The sequence below is a fragment of the uncultured Sphingomonas sp. genome, assembly GCF_964021865.1.
GTDB lineage: Bacteria > Pseudomonadota > Alphaproteobacteria > Sphingomonadales > Sphingomonadaceae > Sphingomonas.
In genome coordinates this window covers 1-17,351 of the sequence record NZ_CAXIAM010000021.1, presented here as the reverse complement: position 1 = coordinate 17,351, position 17,351 = coordinate 1, and the positions used below count along the sequence as shown (strand labels likewise).

At 67.5% G+C, this 17,351-nt stretch carries 16 protein-coding genes; 8 read left to right on the top strand and 8 right to left on the bottom strand.

All coding sequences use genetic code 11. The annotated features are described in order from the left end of the window. Positions 1-45: 45 nt before the first annotated feature. The 7 genes from AADI75_RS07730 to dapA all read right to left on the bottom strand — a co-directional run bounded on the left by AADI75_RS07730 (position 46) and on the right by dapA (position 7,318). Entirely contained in the window at positions 46-393 is a 348-nt protein-coding gene (locus AADI75_RS07730) for a response regulator (RefSeq protein WP_341208457.1), read from the bottom strand. Between the two features lie 42 nt (positions 394-435). Further along, complete coding sequence (locus AADI75_RS07725; protein ID WP_341208456.1) at positions 436-2,853, bottom strand: ATP-binding protein; 2,418 nt, start codon at positions 2,851-2,853, stop codon at positions 436-438. A gap of 17 nt (positions 2,854-2,870) precedes the next feature. Next, a complete protein-coding gene (locus AADI75_RS07720) occupies positions 2,871-4,922 on the bottom strand; it encodes a M13 family metallopeptidase (RefSeq protein WP_341208455.1) in 2,052 nt (683 codons plus the stop codon). A 63-nt stretch (positions 4,923-4,985) separates the two neighbouring features. Beyond that, positions 4,986-5,546, bottom strand: coding sequence for a DUF2062 domain-containing protein (locus AADI75_RS07715; RefSeq protein WP_341208454.1), 561 nt, complete (start codon positions 5,544-5,546; stop codon positions 4,986-4,988). A 2-nt stretch (positions 5,547-5,548) separates the two neighbouring features. Further along, positions 5,549-6,031, bottom strand: coding sequence for an SsrA-binding protein SmpB (gene smpB / locus AADI75_RS07710; RefSeq protein ID WP_341208453.1), 483 nt, complete (start codon positions 6,029-6,031; stop codon positions 5,549-5,551). Positions 6,032-6,070: 39 nt separating this feature from the next. Next, positions 6,071-6,391, bottom strand: coding sequence for a hypothetical protein (locus tag AADI75_RS07705; protein ID WP_341208452.1), 321 nt, complete (start codon positions 6,389-6,391; stop codon positions 6,071-6,073). A gap of 45 nt (positions 6,392-6,436) precedes the next feature. After that, entirely contained in the window at positions 6,437-7,318 is an 882-nt protein-coding gene (dapA, locus tag AADI75_RS07700; RefSeq protein WP_341208451.1) for a 4-hydroxy-tetrahydrodipicolinate synthase, read from the bottom strand. Between the two features lie 113 nt (positions 7,319-7,431). Between dapA and AADI75_RS07695 the strand changes: the two genes are divergently transcribed. The 5 genes from AADI75_RS07695 to AADI75_RS07675 all read left to right on the top strand — a co-directional run bounded on the left by AADI75_RS07695 (position 7,432) and on the right by AADI75_RS07675 (position 13,118). Then, positions 7,432-9,393 carry a lytic transglycosylase domain-containing protein gene (locus AADI75_RS07695; protein WP_341208450.1) on the top strand — a complete coding sequence of 654 codons (1,962 nt, stop codon included), beginning with the start codon at positions 7,432-7,434 and terminating at the stop codon, positions 9,391-9,393. Then, on the top strand, positions 9,390-9,881 hold the full coding sequence (gene greB / locus AADI75_RS07690; protein WP_341208449.1) for a transcription elongation factor GreB: 492 nt from the start codon (positions 9,390-9,392) through the stop codon (positions 9,879-9,881). The genes AADI75_RS07695 and greB overlap by 4 nt, the downstream gene beginning before the upstream one ends. Positions 9,882-10,086: 205 nt before the next feature. Continuing rightward, on the top strand, positions 10,087-10,881 hold the full coding sequence (locus AADI75_RS07685; protein ID WP_341208448.1) for an NYN domain-containing protein: 795 nt from the start codon (positions 10,087-10,089) through the stop codon (positions 10,879-10,881). Then, on the top strand, positions 10,881-12,512 hold the full coding sequence (locus AADI75_RS07680) for a M28 family peptidase (protein ID WP_341208447.1): 1,632 nt from the start codon (positions 10,881-10,883) through the stop codon (positions 12,510-12,512). The genes AADI75_RS07685 and AADI75_RS07680 overlap by 1 nt, the downstream gene beginning before the upstream one ends. Before the next feature lie 42 nt (positions 12,513-12,554). Further along, entirely contained in the window at positions 12,555-13,118 is a 564-nt protein-coding gene (locus tag AADI75_RS07675) for a Uma2 family endonuclease (RefSeq protein WP_341208446.1), read from the top strand. Between the two features lie 151 nt (positions 13,119-13,269). Here AADI75_RS07675 and ettA read toward each other — a convergent pair whose 3' ends face one another. Beyond that, positions 13,270-14,949, bottom strand: a complete 1,680-nt coding sequence (ettA, locus tag AADI75_RS07670) for an energy-dependent translational throttle protein EttA (protein WP_028965983.1) — start codon at positions 14,947-14,949, stop codon at positions 13,270-13,272. Positions 14,950-15,059: 110 nt separating this feature from the next. Here ettA and AADI75_RS07665 point away from each other — a divergent pair, with 110 nt between their 5' ends. From AADI75_RS07665 to AADI75_RS07655, 3 genes are all read left to right on the top strand, one after another. Beyond that, on the top strand, positions 15,060-16,457 hold the full coding sequence (locus tag AADI75_RS07665) for a M20/M25/M40 family metallo-hydrolase (RefSeq protein WP_341208445.1): 1,398 nt from the start codon (positions 15,060-15,062) through the stop codon (positions 16,455-16,457). Positions 16,458-16,620: 163 nt separating this feature from the next. Beyond that, the gene (locus tag AADI75_RS07660; protein ID WP_341208444.1) at positions 16,621-16,884 is read left to right on the top strand and encodes a hypothetical protein; all 264 of its coding nucleotides are present in this window, start codon (positions 16,621-16,623) and stop codon (positions 16,882-16,884) included. 24 nt (positions 16,885-16,908) lie between these two features. Beyond that, positions 16,909-17,169, top strand: coding sequence for a hypothetical protein (locus tag AADI75_RS07655; RefSeq protein WP_341208443.1), 261 nt, complete (start codon positions 16,909-16,911; stop codon positions 17,167-17,169). Positions 17,170-17,351: the final 182 nt, after the last annotated feature.

The window sequence follows — 17,351 nt, the reverse complement described above, 5'->3', positions numbered from 1 at the left end:
GCACGCCTATGTCGCCTAAGGCAGGCGTAGCGCAAGTATTATGCGTCAGGCGAGTTCGCTAAGCGCCTTGTCGACCCCGTCGATCGTGAACGGCTTGGCGAGCCGCGGGCGTTCCCGGTGAATCGGCGCGATCTCGTCGCCGCCGCCACCGGTGGCGAACACGAACGGGATGTTGCGCTCGGCCAACGCGTCGGCGATCGCAAAGCTCTTCTCACCGCCGCGCAGGTTGACGTCGAGGATCGCCGCGTCGAAACCGCCCGCCTCGACCATCGGCAAGGCCGAGGCGACGCTGTCGGCGGTTCCAGCATGGGTCTTGTCCAGAGCGTCGAGGAAATCCTCGAGCATCATTGCGATCAACGGTTCGTCTTCGACCAAAAGCACACGCATCGTCATGGCGAAACGCCATAGCGCGCTCCCGCGTCCGCGCAACCGCTGTCAGGCATCGGCGCGCGGTGCCTCTTCCTGCGCGACCAGCACGTCGCGCGTCGCCTCCGCCAGCTGCTGCACCGAGAACGGCTTGGGAAGAAACGCAACATTGTCGAGGTCGATCGAGCGGCGCAACTGCTCCTCGGCATAGCCCGACATGAACAAGATCGGGATGCCGGGATGAATTTTCCGCAGCTGCCGCGCCAGCGTCGGACCGTCCATCAACGGCATCATGACGTCGGAAATGACCAGTGCCGGGCGGTCCACCCCCTGCATCAGCTCCATCGCCGCCTCGCCGTTCTCGGCGGCCAGCACGGTATAGCCCTGTCGCGCCAGCGCCCGCTCGGCGACGGCGCGGACCATGTCCTCGTCCTCGACCAACAGGATCGTGCCGCTGCCCCACAGGTCACCCGAGCGATGTCGCGCCGCCTGCTTGGCCTGCGCCGCGACGGTCACCGCATCGGTGACGCCCGCGGTGTGGACCGGAAGATAGATGGTGAAAGTCGCACCGCGACCAGGGCGCGAATCGGCGAAGATGAAGCCGCCCGATTGTTTGACGATCCCATAGACGGTCGACAGTCCCAGCCCTGTGCCCTTGCCGACTTCTTTGGTGGTGAAGAACGGCTCGAAGATCTTCGGGAATACCTCGGGTGGGATGCCGGTGCCGGTGTCGGAGATTTCAAGCGCGGTATAATCGCCGGTCGGGATGATGTCGCCGCGGCGGCGGATTTCGGCGATCGGGACCGAGCGGGTCTGGATCGTCAGCTTGCCGCTGGTGCCGGTGCTGAGCATCGCATCACGCGCGTTGACGGCCAGATTGACCACGACCTGCTCGAGCTGTCCGGGATCGGCACGCACAGGACCCAGATCGCGGCCATGCTTGACCTCCATCGTCACCGTCTCGCCCATCAGGCGGCGCAGCAAGTTCGAGACTTCGGAGACGACGTCGGGAAGCTGCAACACCTGCGGGCGCAACGTCTGCTGACGGGAGAAGGCGAGCAACTGCCGCGTCAGACTGGCGGCACGGTTCGAATTGGCGCGAATCTGCTGAATGTCGTCGTAATCGCTGTCGCCCGGCGAGTGGCGCATCAGCATCAGGTCGCAATGGCCGATGATCGCTGTGAGGATGTTGTTGAAATCGTGCGCCACGCCACCGGCGAGCTGACCGACCGCCTGCATCTTGGTCGCTTGCGCCACCTCGCGCTTCAGCCGATTTTCCTCGCCATTGTCCTTCAGGCTCAACAGCACCGCGGCGTCGCCCAGCCCGCGAGCGGCAGCGATCGACAGCGCGATCGGTTCGTCGGGATGATCCTTCAGCCGAACCGCGAGATCGGTCGAGCGCGCCGCGGTGCTGGCGAAGCGGCGGATCGCATCGGCGACCGCGCTCTTGTCCTCGCGAACCACCAGATCGCCGGGATAGATCGGCGGCGCGGCGGCATCGACGTTCGCGGCGCGCGCGAACGCGCTGTTCATCTGGAGGAAACGCCCCTCGCGATCGACCAGCGCGACACCGAACGGCATCAGCATCAGCAATGCCTCGATCCCGTCGCCCGACCCGCCGCCGATCGGTGGCTCGCTGTCGACGAGCGCAACGAGGATCGGCGCCTCGGGATCGTCGGCGAGCGGGATCTGCACCAGACGAAGCGGATTGGCCGCGGCCCCTTCCGAAGCGAAACGGACCATCCCGGCCTTGTCCTCGACGAGGAAGCGCGCGAGATCCTCGCCGATCACCGGCTGATCCGCCGACGGCGCGGCGCGCAACTTCAGCACCGCATTGGCGGAGATCACGTACCCCTCCGCGGTGATCAGCGCGGCCATCACCCCCGCGGCCCCCAATTGCGCGCCGAGCAACCCGTCGAGCGCCTCCATCAACCGCGCGGGCAAGCCCGGCGACACCGTACGACCGGCGAAGCGCCAGACCAGCACGTCCTGCTGCTGCCCGGCGCGGGTGATCGTCGCTTCGATCGCGCCGACATTGCCCTTCAACGTCACGCGGGCCTGCCCGTCACGCCATGCCGTGCGGCCCGCGACTTCCAACTCGCCCGCGCCGTCGCCCGCCAGCGGCAGCGACGGCGGGGTCGGAAAGCCCGCAAACAATTGCTCATAATGATCGTTCGCGCACACCAGCCGCCCGCCACGATCGGTGATCGCGATGCCGTCCGGGCTCGTTTCCGCCATCACGCGGAGCAATTCCCAGTCGTAGCTGATCGACACCGCCTCGCCGCTCGCGCGCCGCATCCGCACGATCGCGGCCCCCGCCCCGGCCAGCACCAGCGCCGCCGCGAGGAAGCCGCCCGCGACGGTCGCATCGCCCACCAGCCACAGGATCAGCGCCGCCGCCGCCAGCCCGGCGATGCCCGCGATCGCCAGCGCGGCGACCCCGCCGTCAAGCCACCGGCGCTTTCCCTCGATCGTGGCGAGCCGCATCACCGTCGTTCAGCCGATCACCAGATCCGCACGCGCGCATCGGGGGCGAGATACAGTTTCTGACCCGGCTGCGGGTTATAGGCCGAATACCACGGGTCCATGTTGCGAACGATATTGCCGCGCTGCTCCGACGGCGCGTGCGGGTCGGTCAGCAGACGCTGGCGCAGATTGGCTTCACGATAGTTGCGCCGCCAGACCTGCGCCCAGCCGAGATAGAAACGCTGGTCGCCGGTGAAGCCGTCGATCACCGGCGCGGGCTTGCCGCCCAGCGTCGCAACATAGGCGTCGTGCGCCGCCGCCAGCCCGGCGAGGTCGGCCGAGTTCTCGCCCAGCGTCAGTTCGCCCTTCACGTGCATCCCTGGCAGCGGCTCATAGGCGTCGTATTGCTTCACCAGCCGTTCGCTCAGCGCCTTGAACTTCTGGACGTCGGCATCGGTCCACCATTGCGTCAGCCGGCCCTTGGCGTCGTACTTCGCGCCCTGATCGTCGAAATGGTGGCTGATCTCGTGCCCGATCACCGCGCCGATACCGCCATAATTGACCGCCGGGTCGGCCTTGGGATCGAAGAACGGCGGCTGGAGGATCGCCGCCGGGAAGGTGATCGCGACCAGCCCGAAATTGGCCTGCGCGTTCACCGTCATCGGCGCCATGCCCCATTCCCAGCGATAGATTGGCTTGCCGAGCTTGGTGACGTTGTAATCGTGCCGCCACTGGTTCGCGCGCAGCATGTTGCCGAACGCGTCGTTGCCGCGAACCTCCAGGTTCGAATAGTCGCGCCACTGGTCGGGATAGCCGATCCGCGGCGTGAAGGCGGCAAGCTTGGCGAGCGCCTTCTGCTTGGTCTCGGGCGCCATCCAGTTGAGCTTCTCGACACGGTGGCCCAGCGCGGCCAGCACGTTCTTGACCATCTCGTCCGCCGCTGCCTTGGTCTCGGGCGGGAAATAACGCGCGACATAGACCTTGCTGACCTCGTCGGTCAGCGCTTCCGAGGTGAAGGCGACGCCGCGCTTCCACCGTTCGCGCTGCTGCGGGGTGCCGCTAAGTACCGTGCCGTTGAACGCGAAGCTCTCGGCATCGATCGCCTTGGGCAGCACGTCCGCAAAGCCGTCGAGGCTGCGCACCAGCAACTGGTCGCGGAGCACCGCGATCGGCGTGGCGGCGATCAGTTTCGCGGTGCCGGCGATCGCGGTCGGCTGCGCGACGATCAGCGTCGGCGCGCTCGCCTTCTCGGCCTTGAGGAAGGTCGCGAAGTCGAAACCCGGCGCGCTCTGGCGCAATTGCTCGAGCGTCATCTTGTTATAGGTCTTGTCGGCGTCGCGGCTGTCGATCCGGGTCCAGTGCACGCGCGCCAGCTCGGTCTCGAACGCCACCAGCGCGGCGGCGCGCGCCTCGCCGTTCGCCTCGCCCGCCAGCGTCAGCAGCTTGGCGAGATGCGCCTGATAGGCGGCCTTGGTCTGCATCAGCTTGGCGTCGGTCGACAGATAATAATCGCGGTCGGGCATCCCCAGACCGTTCTGCACCAAGTTGACCGCATAGGTATCCGGGTCCTTGTCGTCCTGCCCGACGTACAGACCGAACGGGATGTCGACGCCGTTGCGGTCGGCCTCGGCGAGCAGCGCGGGATAGCCGGCCTTGTCGACCGTGCGGATCTTGGCGAGCCACGGCTGGATCGGCTTCAGCCCGGCAGTCTCGATCGCGGCGGTGTCGAGGAAGGCGGCATAGGCCGCGCCGATCTTGGAGCGCGGATCGCTTTTCGCGCCTTCGAGGATGGCGCGCGTCCGCTCGCGCGACAGGTCCTGCAGCACGTTGAACGCACCATAGTTCGACTCGTCCGCGGGGATCGCGGTGTTCTTCGCCCAGGTGCCGTTGGCGAAGCCGTAGAAATCGTCGCCGGGCTGAACGGTGCGGTCCATCCCGGCGGCATCGAAGCCGAACGTGCCATAAGTGGGGCGGTCGCCAGAAGGAGCCGGGGCGCTCGGTGCCGGCGGTTGTTGCTGCGTGGACTGCGCGATCAGCGCGGCGGGGACCAAAGCGAACAGAGACGTGACGGTGACAGCAAGGAAACGCATTTACCAGGCATCCTTCGGGAAAGCCGCGAATACCGGGTTTGTAACGAGCCGTGACCGCGTGTGCTAGTTACCGTGGTGACGGTGCCGCCACTTGCGCGCGATCCACAGCCGCCACATCAGCGCCGCCAGCCCGTAGCCGAGCAGCGCGCCGATCAGCGAGCAGACCACCATCCCGACGGCGGTCGCCGGCCCGACATCTTGCAGCAACCAGTCGACCCAGCCCGGAGCTGCCTCCACCGCATCGCCCAGCGGTTGCCCGGGAACGGCGCGATCGAGGTGGAGCAGCCAGCCCCCGACCTTGTAATACATCACGAACAGGAACGGCGTGGTCAGCGGATTCGTGAAGAAGGTGGTGAGCGCGGCGGCGGGCACGTTGGCGCGGACCGGCAGCGCCAGCACCGCCGACGCCGGGATCTGCCCCATCGGGATCAGGATGCCGGTGAACATGCCCAACGCCACGCCGCGCGGCACCGACCGGCGCGTGAAGCGCCACAATTCGGGCGCGAGCACGCGATGCGCCACCGGGCGCAGGATCCGGCTATTCGCCATCGACTCGCGCGTCGGCAGATTGCGGCGACTCCACGCCGCTAGACGTTCCCACAGGGTCACCGGGCGGGTCGCCACGCTCAGCCGTGATCGCGCATGATGCGGCCGGCCTCGCGCTTCCAGTCGCGCTCCTTGAGATGCTCGCGCTTGTCGTGCGCTTTCCGACCCTTGGCGAGTGCCAGTTCCACCTTCGCGCGCCCCTGCCCGTTGAAATATACGGTTAACGGGACCAGCGTCATGCCGTCCCGCGCGACCGCGCCGTGCAGCTTGTTTATCTCGCGCTCGTGAAGCAGCAGTTTACGGGGCCGCTTGGGTTCGTGGTTGAAACGGTTGCCGTGGCTGAATTCGGGGATGTTCGAATTGACGAGCCACACCTCCTCGCCCTTCACCTCGGCATAGCTTTCCGCGATCGAGCCCTCGCCGAAGCGCAGCGACTTCACCTCGGTGCCGGTCAGCACGATCCCCGCCTCGTAAGTGGTGTCGACCGCATAATCGAAACGGGCGCGGCGGTTCTCGGCGACGATCTTCTTCTTGTCGAAGGTGGCGGGTTTGGGACGCGGCATGGGGGCGATGTAGGCGCGACCGACGCGAGGGGCAAACGCCTAGCGCCGAGATTTTCCGAGCGGGATGTTCAGCCGGATCATGGCCCGGTTGCTCTGCACGCCGCCGATCGTGGCGGCTTCGGCCTCCGCTGCCAGCGCGGCACGGCCTCCGAGAATGGCGGTTTCGGCTTTCGGGATGGCCGCGGCATCGGCATCGTAGCGATCGTCGAGCGGCCGGAGGCGATAGCGTTCGGGGTCGGGACGCCTCGCGCAAACGACGACGTCGTTGCCGGTCGGGGCGCGGCACGGGTCAGGCGCGAGAGGCTTGTCGAGCAGCGGACCTGCGACGGCGGACTGGAGGAGCAACCAGAATGCCGTCATTGCCGATCGCCCGAAAGCGCTCGCAATGACGGCGGCGGAGCCACGTCAAAGCCCGGCGCGGTCCAGCCCGGCGTCGACCGCGGCGCGGCTCGCTTCGGACGGCCAAGTCATCGGCAAGCGCAGCCCGTCGGGGAAGCCGGGGCGCACCTTCGTCATCGCGTATTTGACCGGGCCGGGCGAGGCGTCGGTGAACAGCGAGGTGTGGAGCGCGAACAGCCGATCGTGGAGATCGCGCGCGGCGGCATAGTCTCCGGCGGCACAGGCGCGCTGGAAGTCTGCGCATAGCCGCGGCGCGACGTTGGCGGTGACCGAGATGCACCCCGTTCCGCCATTGGCGTTGAAGGCGAGCCCGAGGTCGTCATTGCCCGACAGCTGGCAGAAGTCCGCGCCCAGCCCGGCGCGGTGCTGGGTGACGCGGGTCAGCACGCCGGAAGCGTCCTTCACTGCAACGAACACCTTCGGGAACGCGGAGACGATGCGGATCAGCGTGTCGGGCTGAATGTCGGTGACGGTGCGCGCGGGCACGTTGTAGAGGACGATCGGCAGCGGCGCGTCGGCGGCGAGCGCCTCGAAATGGCGGTAGATCCCCTCCTGTGACGGACGGTTGTAATAAGGCGGCACCATTAGCGCCGCGTCCGCCCCCGCCTCGCGTGCGGCGTGCAGGTTCGCGGCGGCGACCCGCGTGTCGTTGGAGCCCGCCCCCGCGATCACCGGCACGCGCCCCTTCGCCTGATCGACGCAGACGCGGACGATCGCGAACTGCTCTTCCTTGGTCAGCGTCGCCGCTTCGCCGGTGGTGCCGCACGGAACCAGAGCGGACGAGCCTTCGGCGATCTGCCACTCGATCAATTCGCGGTAAGCATTCTCGCAAAATGCTCCCTCTGGATCGAACGGCGTGACCAATGCGGGAATGGAACCTGAGAACATGAGAGGAATTTGCTCCTGACGCGCGTTTGGGGGACGCCGTTCAGCGCAGATACGGCTAGGGCTGCTATGCTGTCCACCACGGGCGTCGGTCAAAAACAGTGAAGGCGGGTGCGTTGATCCTTTTCGTTGCAGCAGCAGGAACCCTGGCGGTCGTCGCCGGGCAATTTGGCGCGGTGCCCGCGACCCAGCCCGCACAGGCGCCGGTCGCCGCGGTGCCGCTCCCGGGCATGGCGCAGCCGGTCGCGCAGTGGAAGGCGCTGCAACAGACCGACGCGCTGCCGTTCGACAGCTATTTTTCGTTCATCAGCGCGCATCCCGGCTGGCCGGGCGAGGCCGGGTTCCGCCGCACGCTGGAGCGCAAGGCGGCGACCGACCCGAACACGCCGGTGACCAGCGTCGCGGCCTTCTGCCGCCGGTGGAAGCCGTTGACGGCGGCGGGCTGGATCGCCTGCGCGCGTGCCTATCAGGCGACCGGCGCGAGCGTCGACGCGCAGGTCGCGGCACGCACCGGCTGGCGGCTGGGGAACCTGTCGCAACAGGACGAGGCAACCGTGCTCACCCAATTCGCCAGCGCGCTGTCGCCGGCCGACCATGACGCGCGCACCGATGCGCTGCTGTGGCAGGGCGCGACAGGCAGCGCGCAGCGGATGCTGGCCTACACCAGCGCCGCGGCGCGCCCGCTGTTCACCGCGCGGCTGGCGTTCCGCAGCAATGCCGAGAACGCCTCGGCGCTCGCCGCCAGCTATGACGCGATCGGCGCGCGTGACGCCGGCTATATCGCCGACAAGGCGATGTGGCTGCGCGATTCGGGCGCGAGCCCCAGCGCGCGCGGCTGGCTGGCGCGCACCCGCACCGGCATGACGCGGCCGGGCAATGTCGAGAAGTTCTACGAGGCGTTGCTGGTCAATGCGCGCGCCGCGGCTGCGGACGGCCAGTGGCAGACCGCCTATGACATCGCGCGGCAGATCGACGATGCCTATCCCGCGGGCACCGACGTCTCGACCAAACCGTATGGCGAGCGCGACGATTATACCTCGCTGGCGTGGCTGGCGGGTCAGGCCGCGCTCAAGCTCGGCCGCCCCGCCGATGCGCGGGCGATGTTCGAACGCTACGGGCTCGGCAGCCAGTCGCCGCAGACGCGCGCCAAGGGGCTGTACTGGGCGGCGCGCACCGCCGAGCAGGCGCGCCAGCCCGACGCCAATGCGCTGTTCGAGCGCACCGCCGGCTATCGCGACCAATATTATGGTCAACTGGCGATCGAGCATCTCCGCCGCCCGCTGACCGCGCCCCCTGCCCCGCCGACGCCGGTGATCGCAGCGACCGCACGCTCCGCTTTCTATGCGCGCGAGGTGGTGCGCGCGGCGCAGTTCCTCGGGCAGGCCGGGCAATATCAGGACCAGACCGCGTTCGTGAAACAGATCGCGGCGGACGCGACCAGCGACATCGACCATTATCTGGCCGACGAATTGTCGCGGGCGATCGGCCGCCCTGATCTCGGTGTACTGCTAGGGCGCAGCGCGATGCAGAACGGGCTGACCGAATATAGCGCCAACGGCTTCCCGACCGTCGCGGTGCCGAGCGGTTACGAGGCGGAGTGGCCGATGATCCACGCCGTCGCACGGCAGGAGAGCCAGTTCGACCGCATGGCTCGCAGCCCGGTCGGCGCGAGCGGGCTGATGCAGCTGATGCCCGGCACCGCGCGCGAACAGGCGGGCAAGCTGGGGCTCGCCTATGATCCGCTGCGCCTGACCAGCGACACCAATTACAACATCCAGCTCGGGTCGAGTTATTTCCAGCGGATCTTCGCGCTGTACGGCAGCTATCCGCTCGCGATCGCCGCCTATAATGCCGGGCCCGGCAACGTGAACAAATGGCTGCGCGCCAACGGCGATCCTCGGACCGGGACAGTCGACGCGGTCGATTGGGTCGAGGCGATCCCGTATGGCGAGACGCGCAATTACGTCCAGCGGGTGCTGGAGAATGCGGTAGTCTACGACCTGATGAACCCGGCGCGCGCGAAGAGCCGCGGGCCGAACAATCTCAGCTGGTATCTGGGCCGGGCACGCGGCGGATGAACGACCGGCCCAATTACATGACCCCCGCCGGCTATGCGCAGCTGCGGGCGGAATATGAACAGCTCTTCGCCAAGGATCGCCCGGCGCTGGTCGAGACGATCAGCTGGGCGGCGGGGAACGGCGACCGGTCGGAGAATGGCGATTACATCTACGGCCGCAAGAAGCTGCGGGAGATCGACCGGCGGCTCGGCTGGCTGTCGAAACGGATGAAGGCCGCCAGGGTGGTCGATCCCGCGCAGCAGCAGGACCGCTCGCGCGTATGGTTCGGCGCGACGGTGACGATCGCCGACGAGGACGACAACGAACGCGTGCTGACGTTGGTCGGCGACGACGAGGCCGAGGCGGGCGCAGGGCGGGTCGGCTGGAATGCGCCGATCGCGCGAGCACTGCGTGGGGCGGCGGTCGGCGACCTGCGGCGGGTCGCGTTGCCGGCGGGCGAGCGCGAATATGAGATCGTGGCGATCGCGTATCCGGCCGCGACGGGATAGTTGAGGTCGGTGTCATCGCCCGCCCCCCACGACCGTCATTCCCGCGCAGGCGGGAATCTAGAACCTCTGACGTTCCGCCTCCATCGACAGACCTGCGCGTCTGGATTCCCGCCTGCGCGAGAATGACGAAGTTCCGATCGATCACGACGTCGCGGGGGATCACGACGACATTGACCCAGCCCCCCGCGCAGTCGATGCAGCGGGGATGGCATCCGACGACAATCCCGATCGTAACATCGCGCTGCTGATCGACGCCGACAATGCGTCGTGGCAGGCGCTGGACCCCGTGCTGACCGCACTCGCCGAATTCGGCCGCGTCAATGTGCGCCGCGTCTACGGCAATTGGTCGAAGGAGGGGCTGAAGGGCTGGCGCGACACGAGCGTCAAGCACGGCATCGAACCGCAGCAGCAATTCGACCTGACACGCGGCAAGAACGCCACCGACATGAAGATGACGATCGACGCGATGGATCTGCTCCACCGCGGCCGCGTCGATGCGTTCGGGATCATGTCGTCGGATAGCGACTTCATGCCGCTCGCCACGCGCATCCGGCAGGACGGGCTCGACGTCTATGGCTTCGGCAACAGCAACACGCCCGCCGGATTTCGCAACGCCTGTACGCGCTTCATCGACGTCAACGCGCTGATGGAGACGACCAAGCCCAAGCGCGCGCGCCGGGTCGAGGTGCCGATCGGTGAGTCGGTGCCGCCACCAATCGGGGTGCCGGCGAGTGCGCCGACACCCGCGCCTGCCCCCGCAGCGACGCGGCCGGAGGACGACCCCGAATTGCTGCAATTGCTCCACGACGCCTACGACTCGCTGAAGCCCGACGCCAAGGGGTTCGTGCGGCTTTCGGCACTGGGGCAGCGCGCGGCGAACCGGTCGAGCTTCGATGTGCGGAACTACGGCTACAAGCGGCTGTCGGATCTGGTCGATGCGATCGGGTCGATCGATGTCGACCGCCGCGACAATCACGTGCTGGTACGTTGGAAGGATTGATGATGCGGCTTTCTCTTGCGCTGGCGCTGGCCGCGACGATCGCTACCCCGGTGCTGGCAGAGGACGCGTCGCCGCAGCGGCTCTCGGACGACGTACGCGTGCTCGCTTCGCCCGAGTATGGCGGGCGCGCGCCGGGCACGGCGGGCGAGAAGAAGACGCTCGACTGGCTGGTCGCGCGCTTCACCGCACTGGGGCTGCAGCCCGGCGGACCGGACGGGCAGTGGCTGCAGAAGGTGCCGCTGATCCACACCCGCGTCTCACCGGACGCGACGATGACGATCGGGCGCACGACGCTGACCCAGGGCAAGGAGATCGCGGTCACCACGGTGCGCGACGCCGCGGCGATCGCGATCAAGGATTCGCCGATGGTGTTCGTCGGCTATGGCGTGTCCGCGCCTGAGGCCGGGTGGGACGACTTCAAGGGCATGGATCTGCGCGGCAAGACGCTGGTCTTCCTCGTCAACGATCCCGATTTCGAGGCGCAATCCGGCGACGACGCCAAGGGCAAGTTCGGCGACCGCCGCATGACCTACTACGGGCGCTGGACCTACAAGTTCGAGGAAGCCGCGCGGCGCGGCGCGGCGGCGGCGCTGATCGTGCACGATACCGGCGGGGCGGGCTATCCGTGGTCGACGGTCAATGCCTCGAACGGTGAGAATTACGACATCGTCCGCACGGCGAGCGACCGCCGGGTACCGTTGCAGGGCTGGATCGAGCACGACGTCGCCGACCGGCTGTTCGCCGACGCGGGGCTCGACCTTGCGAAGCTGCGCGTGGCGGCGCGATCGAAGGCGTTCCGCCCGGTCGCGATGACGCCGCGCTTCTCGGCGGCGGCGACGGTCGCGGTCGAGCGGATCGAGAGCGCCAACGTGCTGGCCAAGATCTCCGGCACGAAGCGCCCCGACGAAACCGTGATGTTCGCCGCGCACTGGGACGCTTATGGAGAGGGCCCGGCGGATACGTCGGGCAAGACGCTGCGTCCCGGCGCGAACGACGATGCGCTGGGCACGGCCGGCGTGGTCGAGCTGGCGCGGCTGTTCAAGACCGCACCCGCCCCGGAGCGGACGCTGGTGTTCGCGCTGTGGACCGGCGAGGAGCGCGGACTGCTCGGCTCCGAACATTATGCGGCGCACCCCGTCTATCCACTCGCCAAGACTGCGGCCAACCTGACGCTCGACATTCTCCAGACCGCGGGCCCGGCGAAGGACGTAGTGCTGGTCGGGCAAGGCCAGTCGTCGCTCGACGGGCTGCTGGCGGACGCGGCGCGGGCGCAAGGGCGCGTTGTGACCCCGGAGACGTTCAGCGAGCGCGGGCTGTTCTACCGCGCCGATCACTTCTCGGTGGTGCGGCGCGGCGTCCCCTCGCTGCTGCTGATGGCGCTGGGAGGCGCAGCGGACCTGCGCGACGGTGGGCGCGCGGGCGGGCAAAAGTGGCTCGACGATTACATGGCCTGCTACCACAAGACCTGCGACGTATGGGACGCGAGGTGGAACCTGCAGGGCGCGGCGGCCGACGTCGACCTGTTCCACGCGATGGGCGAGCGGCTGTCGAAGGCGGGCGTGTGGCCGACCTGGAGCGCGGGAAGCGAATTTCTGGCGCTGCGGGACAAGAGCGCCGCGGAGCGGAAGTAAGGGCGATGGCATCGCTCGCGCGTATTGTGCTAACCTGATCGCATGACGGTTCATCAGCCCCTTCCGCCGGGCAAGTACCGGCTGACCGTGGACGACTATCTGCGTCTGGATGACGCGGCGGCGTTCGGCGATGCGCGCACCGAGTTGCTTGAAGGGGACGTTTTTCTCATGAGCCCGATGCATCGGCGGCATGGTCGCGCTGTCACGGGTTTGCTGATCGCGATCGACTCTGCCCTTCGAAGCGCCGCATTGTCGGCGAAAGTATTGAGCGGTGTGTCGGTGGCGATGCCGCCACACAGCGTTCCGGAGCCGGATCTTGTGGTCACCTCGGAACCCGACGGCGACGGTCTGGTTCCCCTCGCCTCAGTGTTGCTGATCGCCGAAGTGTCGGACAGCACGCTGGCGAGCGACCTGTCGTTCAAGCACGCGCTTTACGCCTCCGCCGGCGTTCCGGAATATTGGGTCGTCGATGTCAGGAGCGCGGTGATCCACCAGATGTGGCGACCGGTCGACGAGGAATACGCAGAGCGGCGGATCGTGGATCTTGGCGAGCCACTGACGGCAGCAACGCTGTCCGACCTGACGGTTCCGACGACCGGACTTTAGAGCGCCGTAGCTGCCCTGTCGAACCTCGCGCGGCTGAAGGGTCCGGAGACGTGGGGCCCCGGATGAAGTTCGGGGGGATCGGCAGGCGAAGAATAGCTCTCCGCCTGCCGAACAGAGACGGAGCACCCGCGCGCCCCGCCCCTCCCCTCAATCAGCGCGTCAGCTTCTTGTACGCCAGCCGCGTCGGGCGATCGGCGGCGTCGCCCATGCGGCGGCGCTTGTCTTCCTCGTAGCTTTCGTAATTGCCCTCGAACCATTCGACGTGGCTGTCGCCCTCGAACGCCAGGATGTGCGTGCACAGGCGATCGAGGAAGAAGCGGTCGTGGCTGATGACCACCGCGCAGCCCGCGAACGTCTCCAGCGCCTCCTCGAGCGCGCGCAGCGTCTCGACGTCGAGGTCGTTGGTCGGTTCGTCGAGCAGCAGGACGTTGCCGCCCTCCTTCAGCATCTTGGCCATGTGGACGCGGTTGCGCTCACCGCCCGACAGCTGGCCAACCTTCTTCTGCTGGTCCGGCCCGCGGAAGTTGAACGCGCCGACATAGGCACGCGTCCCCAGCTCCTGCTTGCCGAAGCGGAAGACCTCCAGTTCGTCGGAGATTTCCTGCCAGACGTTCTTGTTCGGATCGAGATCGTCGCGGCTCTGGTCGACATAGCCGAGCTTGACGGTCGAACCGACCTCGATCGTCCCGGCATCGGGCTGCTCCTGCCCGGTGATGAGCTTGAAGAGCGTCGACTTGCCCGCGCCGTTCGGCCCGATCACCCCGACGATCCCGCCGGGCGGCAGCGTGAAGTCGAGATTGTCGAACAGCAATTTGTCGCCATAGGCCTTGGTCAGCCCCTTGGCCTCGATCACCTTGCCGCCCAGCCGCTCGGGCAGCTGGATCAGGATCTGCGCCTTGCCGGCGACGCGATTTTCCTGCTTCGCCATCAGCTCGTCGAACGCGCGGATACGCGCCTTGGACTTGGTCTGGCGCGCCTTGGGGGTCTGGCGCATCCATGCCAGCTCGTCGGCGATCGCCTTCTGCTTGCCGGCTTCTTCGCGCTCTTCCTGCTCCAGCCGCTTGGCCTTCTTCTCCAGATAGCCCGAATAGTTCGACTCGTAGGTGTAGTAGCGGCCGCGATCCAGCTCGAGCACCCAGTTCACGACATTGTCGAGGAAGTAGCGATCGTGGGTGACGAGGATGACGTTGCCGGTATATTCCTTGAGGAAATTCTCCAGCCACGACACGCTTTCGGCGTCGAGGTGGTTGGTCGGTTCGTCGAGCAGCAGGATGTCCGGCTTCTCCAGCAACAGCCGGCACAGCGCGACGCGGCGGCGCTCGCCGCCCGACAGCTTGCTGACATCGGCGTCGCCCGGCGGGCAGCGCAGCGCTTCCATCGCGACCTCGAGCTGGTTGTCGAGCGTCCAGCCGTCGACCGCGTCGATCTTGGCCTGGAGATCGCCCATCTCCTCCATCAGCGCATCGAAATCGGTGTCATCCTGCGGATCGCCCATTTCGGCGGAAATGGCGTTGAAGCGATCGACGAGATCGGCGACCGGACGGACGCCGTCCTTGACGTTGCCCATCACGTCCTTCGACGGATCAAGCTGCGGCTCCTGCGCGAGATAGCCGACGCGAATCCCCTCGGCGGCCCACGCCTCGCCCTGGAACTCGGTATCCATCCCCGCCATGACCTTCATCAGCGTGGACTTGCCCGCGCCGTTCGGGCCGATGATCGCGATCTTCGCGCCCGGGATGAATTGCAGGTGGATGTTGTTGAGAACGGGCTTGTTCGCGCCCGGGAAGGTCTTGGTCAGACCCTTCATCACATAGGTATACTGAACGGCCATCTGGCGCGCGGCTCCGTAAAAGAGAGGGTGCGGCGAAAAAATCGTTGGCGCGCATGTAAGCGCAGCCCGCGCCGTTGGCAAACCGCGCCGCGCCGGTTACCCCGCGGGCCATGAAGCATCTTTTCCCGCTGACGCTCGCCTTGCTCCTCGCCGCCCCCGCCGCCGCGCAGCGCACCGCGCCGCCGACGCCCGCCACGGTCGATCCGCAGGTTGCCGCGCTGCGCGATGCCGCGCTGAAGGACGATATCGCCTATGACATCGTCGAGGGGCTGACCACCGAGGTCGGACAGCGGCTGGCCGGCACCGAGGCCGAGGCGCGCGCACGCGACTGGGCGGTGAAGAAGCTGACCGCGCTCGGCTTCAGCAACGTACGCGCCGAGCCGTACCGGATGCCGGTCTGGGTGCGCGGCGAAGAAGCCGCCGAGATCGTCGCGCCCGTGCCGCAGAAGCTGACGCTTGCCGCGCTCGGCAATTCGGCGAGCACGGGGCCGCGCGGACTGACCGCCGAGTTGGTCGTCTTCCCCAGCTATACCGAATTCGCCAACGCTCCGGACTCGGCGGTGCGCGGCAAGATCGTGTATATCGGCAACGCGATGCAGCCGACGCAGGACGGGTCGAGCTACGGCAGCAGCGGCCCGGCGCGGTTCACCGGCCCGGCGACCGCCGCGCAAAAGGGCGCCGCGGCGATCGTGATCCGCTCGATCGGCACCGACGCGCACCGGCTGCCGCATACCGGCGTCACCACTTTTCCCGCCGGCGTGAAGCCGATCCCGGCCGCCGCGCTGTCGGCGCCCGACGCGACGCTGATCGAGCGGCTCGCGAAGCGCGGGCAGCCGATCCGGCTCAAGCTGCTGCTGACCCCGAAGATGATCGGCGAGCGCGAATCGGGCAACGTCATCGCCGAGGTGCCGGGCACCGATCCGGCCGCGGGCGTGGTGCTGGTCGGCGGGCATCTCGATAGCTGGGACCTCGGCACCGGTGCGATCGACGATGCCAGCGGCGTCGCGATCACGGCGGCCGCCGCCAAGCGGATCATGGACAGCGGACAGCGTCCGCGCCGCACCATCCGCGTCGTTTGGTTCGGCGCCGAGGAAGTCGGCGGGTTCGGTGGCGCGGAATATGCCAGGCGCCACGGCACCGAGCGGCACGCCACCGCTTCCGAGAGCGACTTCGGCGCGGACCGCGTCTGGCGGTTCGAGACGCAATTCCCCGACACCGCCAAGGCGGTGAGCGCGCGGCTGGCCAGCGCGCTCGCCCCGCTCGGCATCGTCGCGGGCAGCGGCCGCGCGGGCGACGGGACCGATATCGCCCCGACGATCGCGACCGGCGTGGCGGGTGTCGACCTCAATCAGTCGGGGCTGCGCTATTTCGATACGCATCATACGCCCGACGACACGCTGGAACGCGTCGATCCCGAACAATTGCGCCAGAACGTCGCGGCCTGGACGACGATGCTGGCGATCGTCGCGAACGCCCCCGAGGAAATCGGGCCCGTGACCCGACCGTGAAGCCCGCATGAAAGGTGCGCCGGAACGGGTCACCGTTCGTCGCAACCTTTCGCGAAGGTGAATTTTGCTTATTGACCCCCCCGGTTGGTAGGGTATTGCGAGAGTTCGCGACGGCGCTGGGGTCGGGCGCGAATGTTTTTATGTAATGCTTGGGAGCATTCCGATGAAGAAGATCCTGCTCGTTGCCGCCGCCGCCGGCCTGATGTCGGTTGCCGCCTGCTCGAAGTCGCCTGAGTCTTCGGCGGTCGAGAACAACGCCGACATGATGGCGGACAACATGGACGCGATGGCGGCCAACGTTGCCGACATGTCGAACACCACCGCGAACCCCTTCGCCGAAGACAACGCCGAAGCGGTTGCCGAGAACATCCACTCGGCCGCGGACAACGTTCGTGACGCCGGCGAGGACGCCGCGAAGAACATGTAATCGGCTGGAGCCGTGCCGGTGGTCATGAGGAAGTCATTTCCCCTGCTCGCGATCGCGCTTTGCGGCGTATCGGCGTGCAGCGACCGTTCCGGTACGGCTTCGATCGGTAACAATGCCGAGGCGGTGGCCGATGCGCTGGAGCGCAAGGCCAACGCTCTCGACGCGATGGCCGAAGCCGCCGCCAACGACAGCGCCGCCGCGATGCTGGAGGGTGCTGCCGACAATTTCGAGGATCAGGCGGACAACGTTCGCGATCTGGCCGAGGATGGTGCCGCAAAACGCTGAGCGTTTCGCGGTATGGCGGTGGTAACGCCATTGTCGAGGCGCCTGCGGGCGCCTCTTCTTTTTATGAGGGAGCCGCTGCGACGCTTGCACGCGCCGGGCGCACGGCCTAGGCCGATCCCCTCACCCGCGTCGGGGAGTGGCGCAGTCTGGTAGCGCGCCTGCTTTGGGAGCAGGATGTCGCA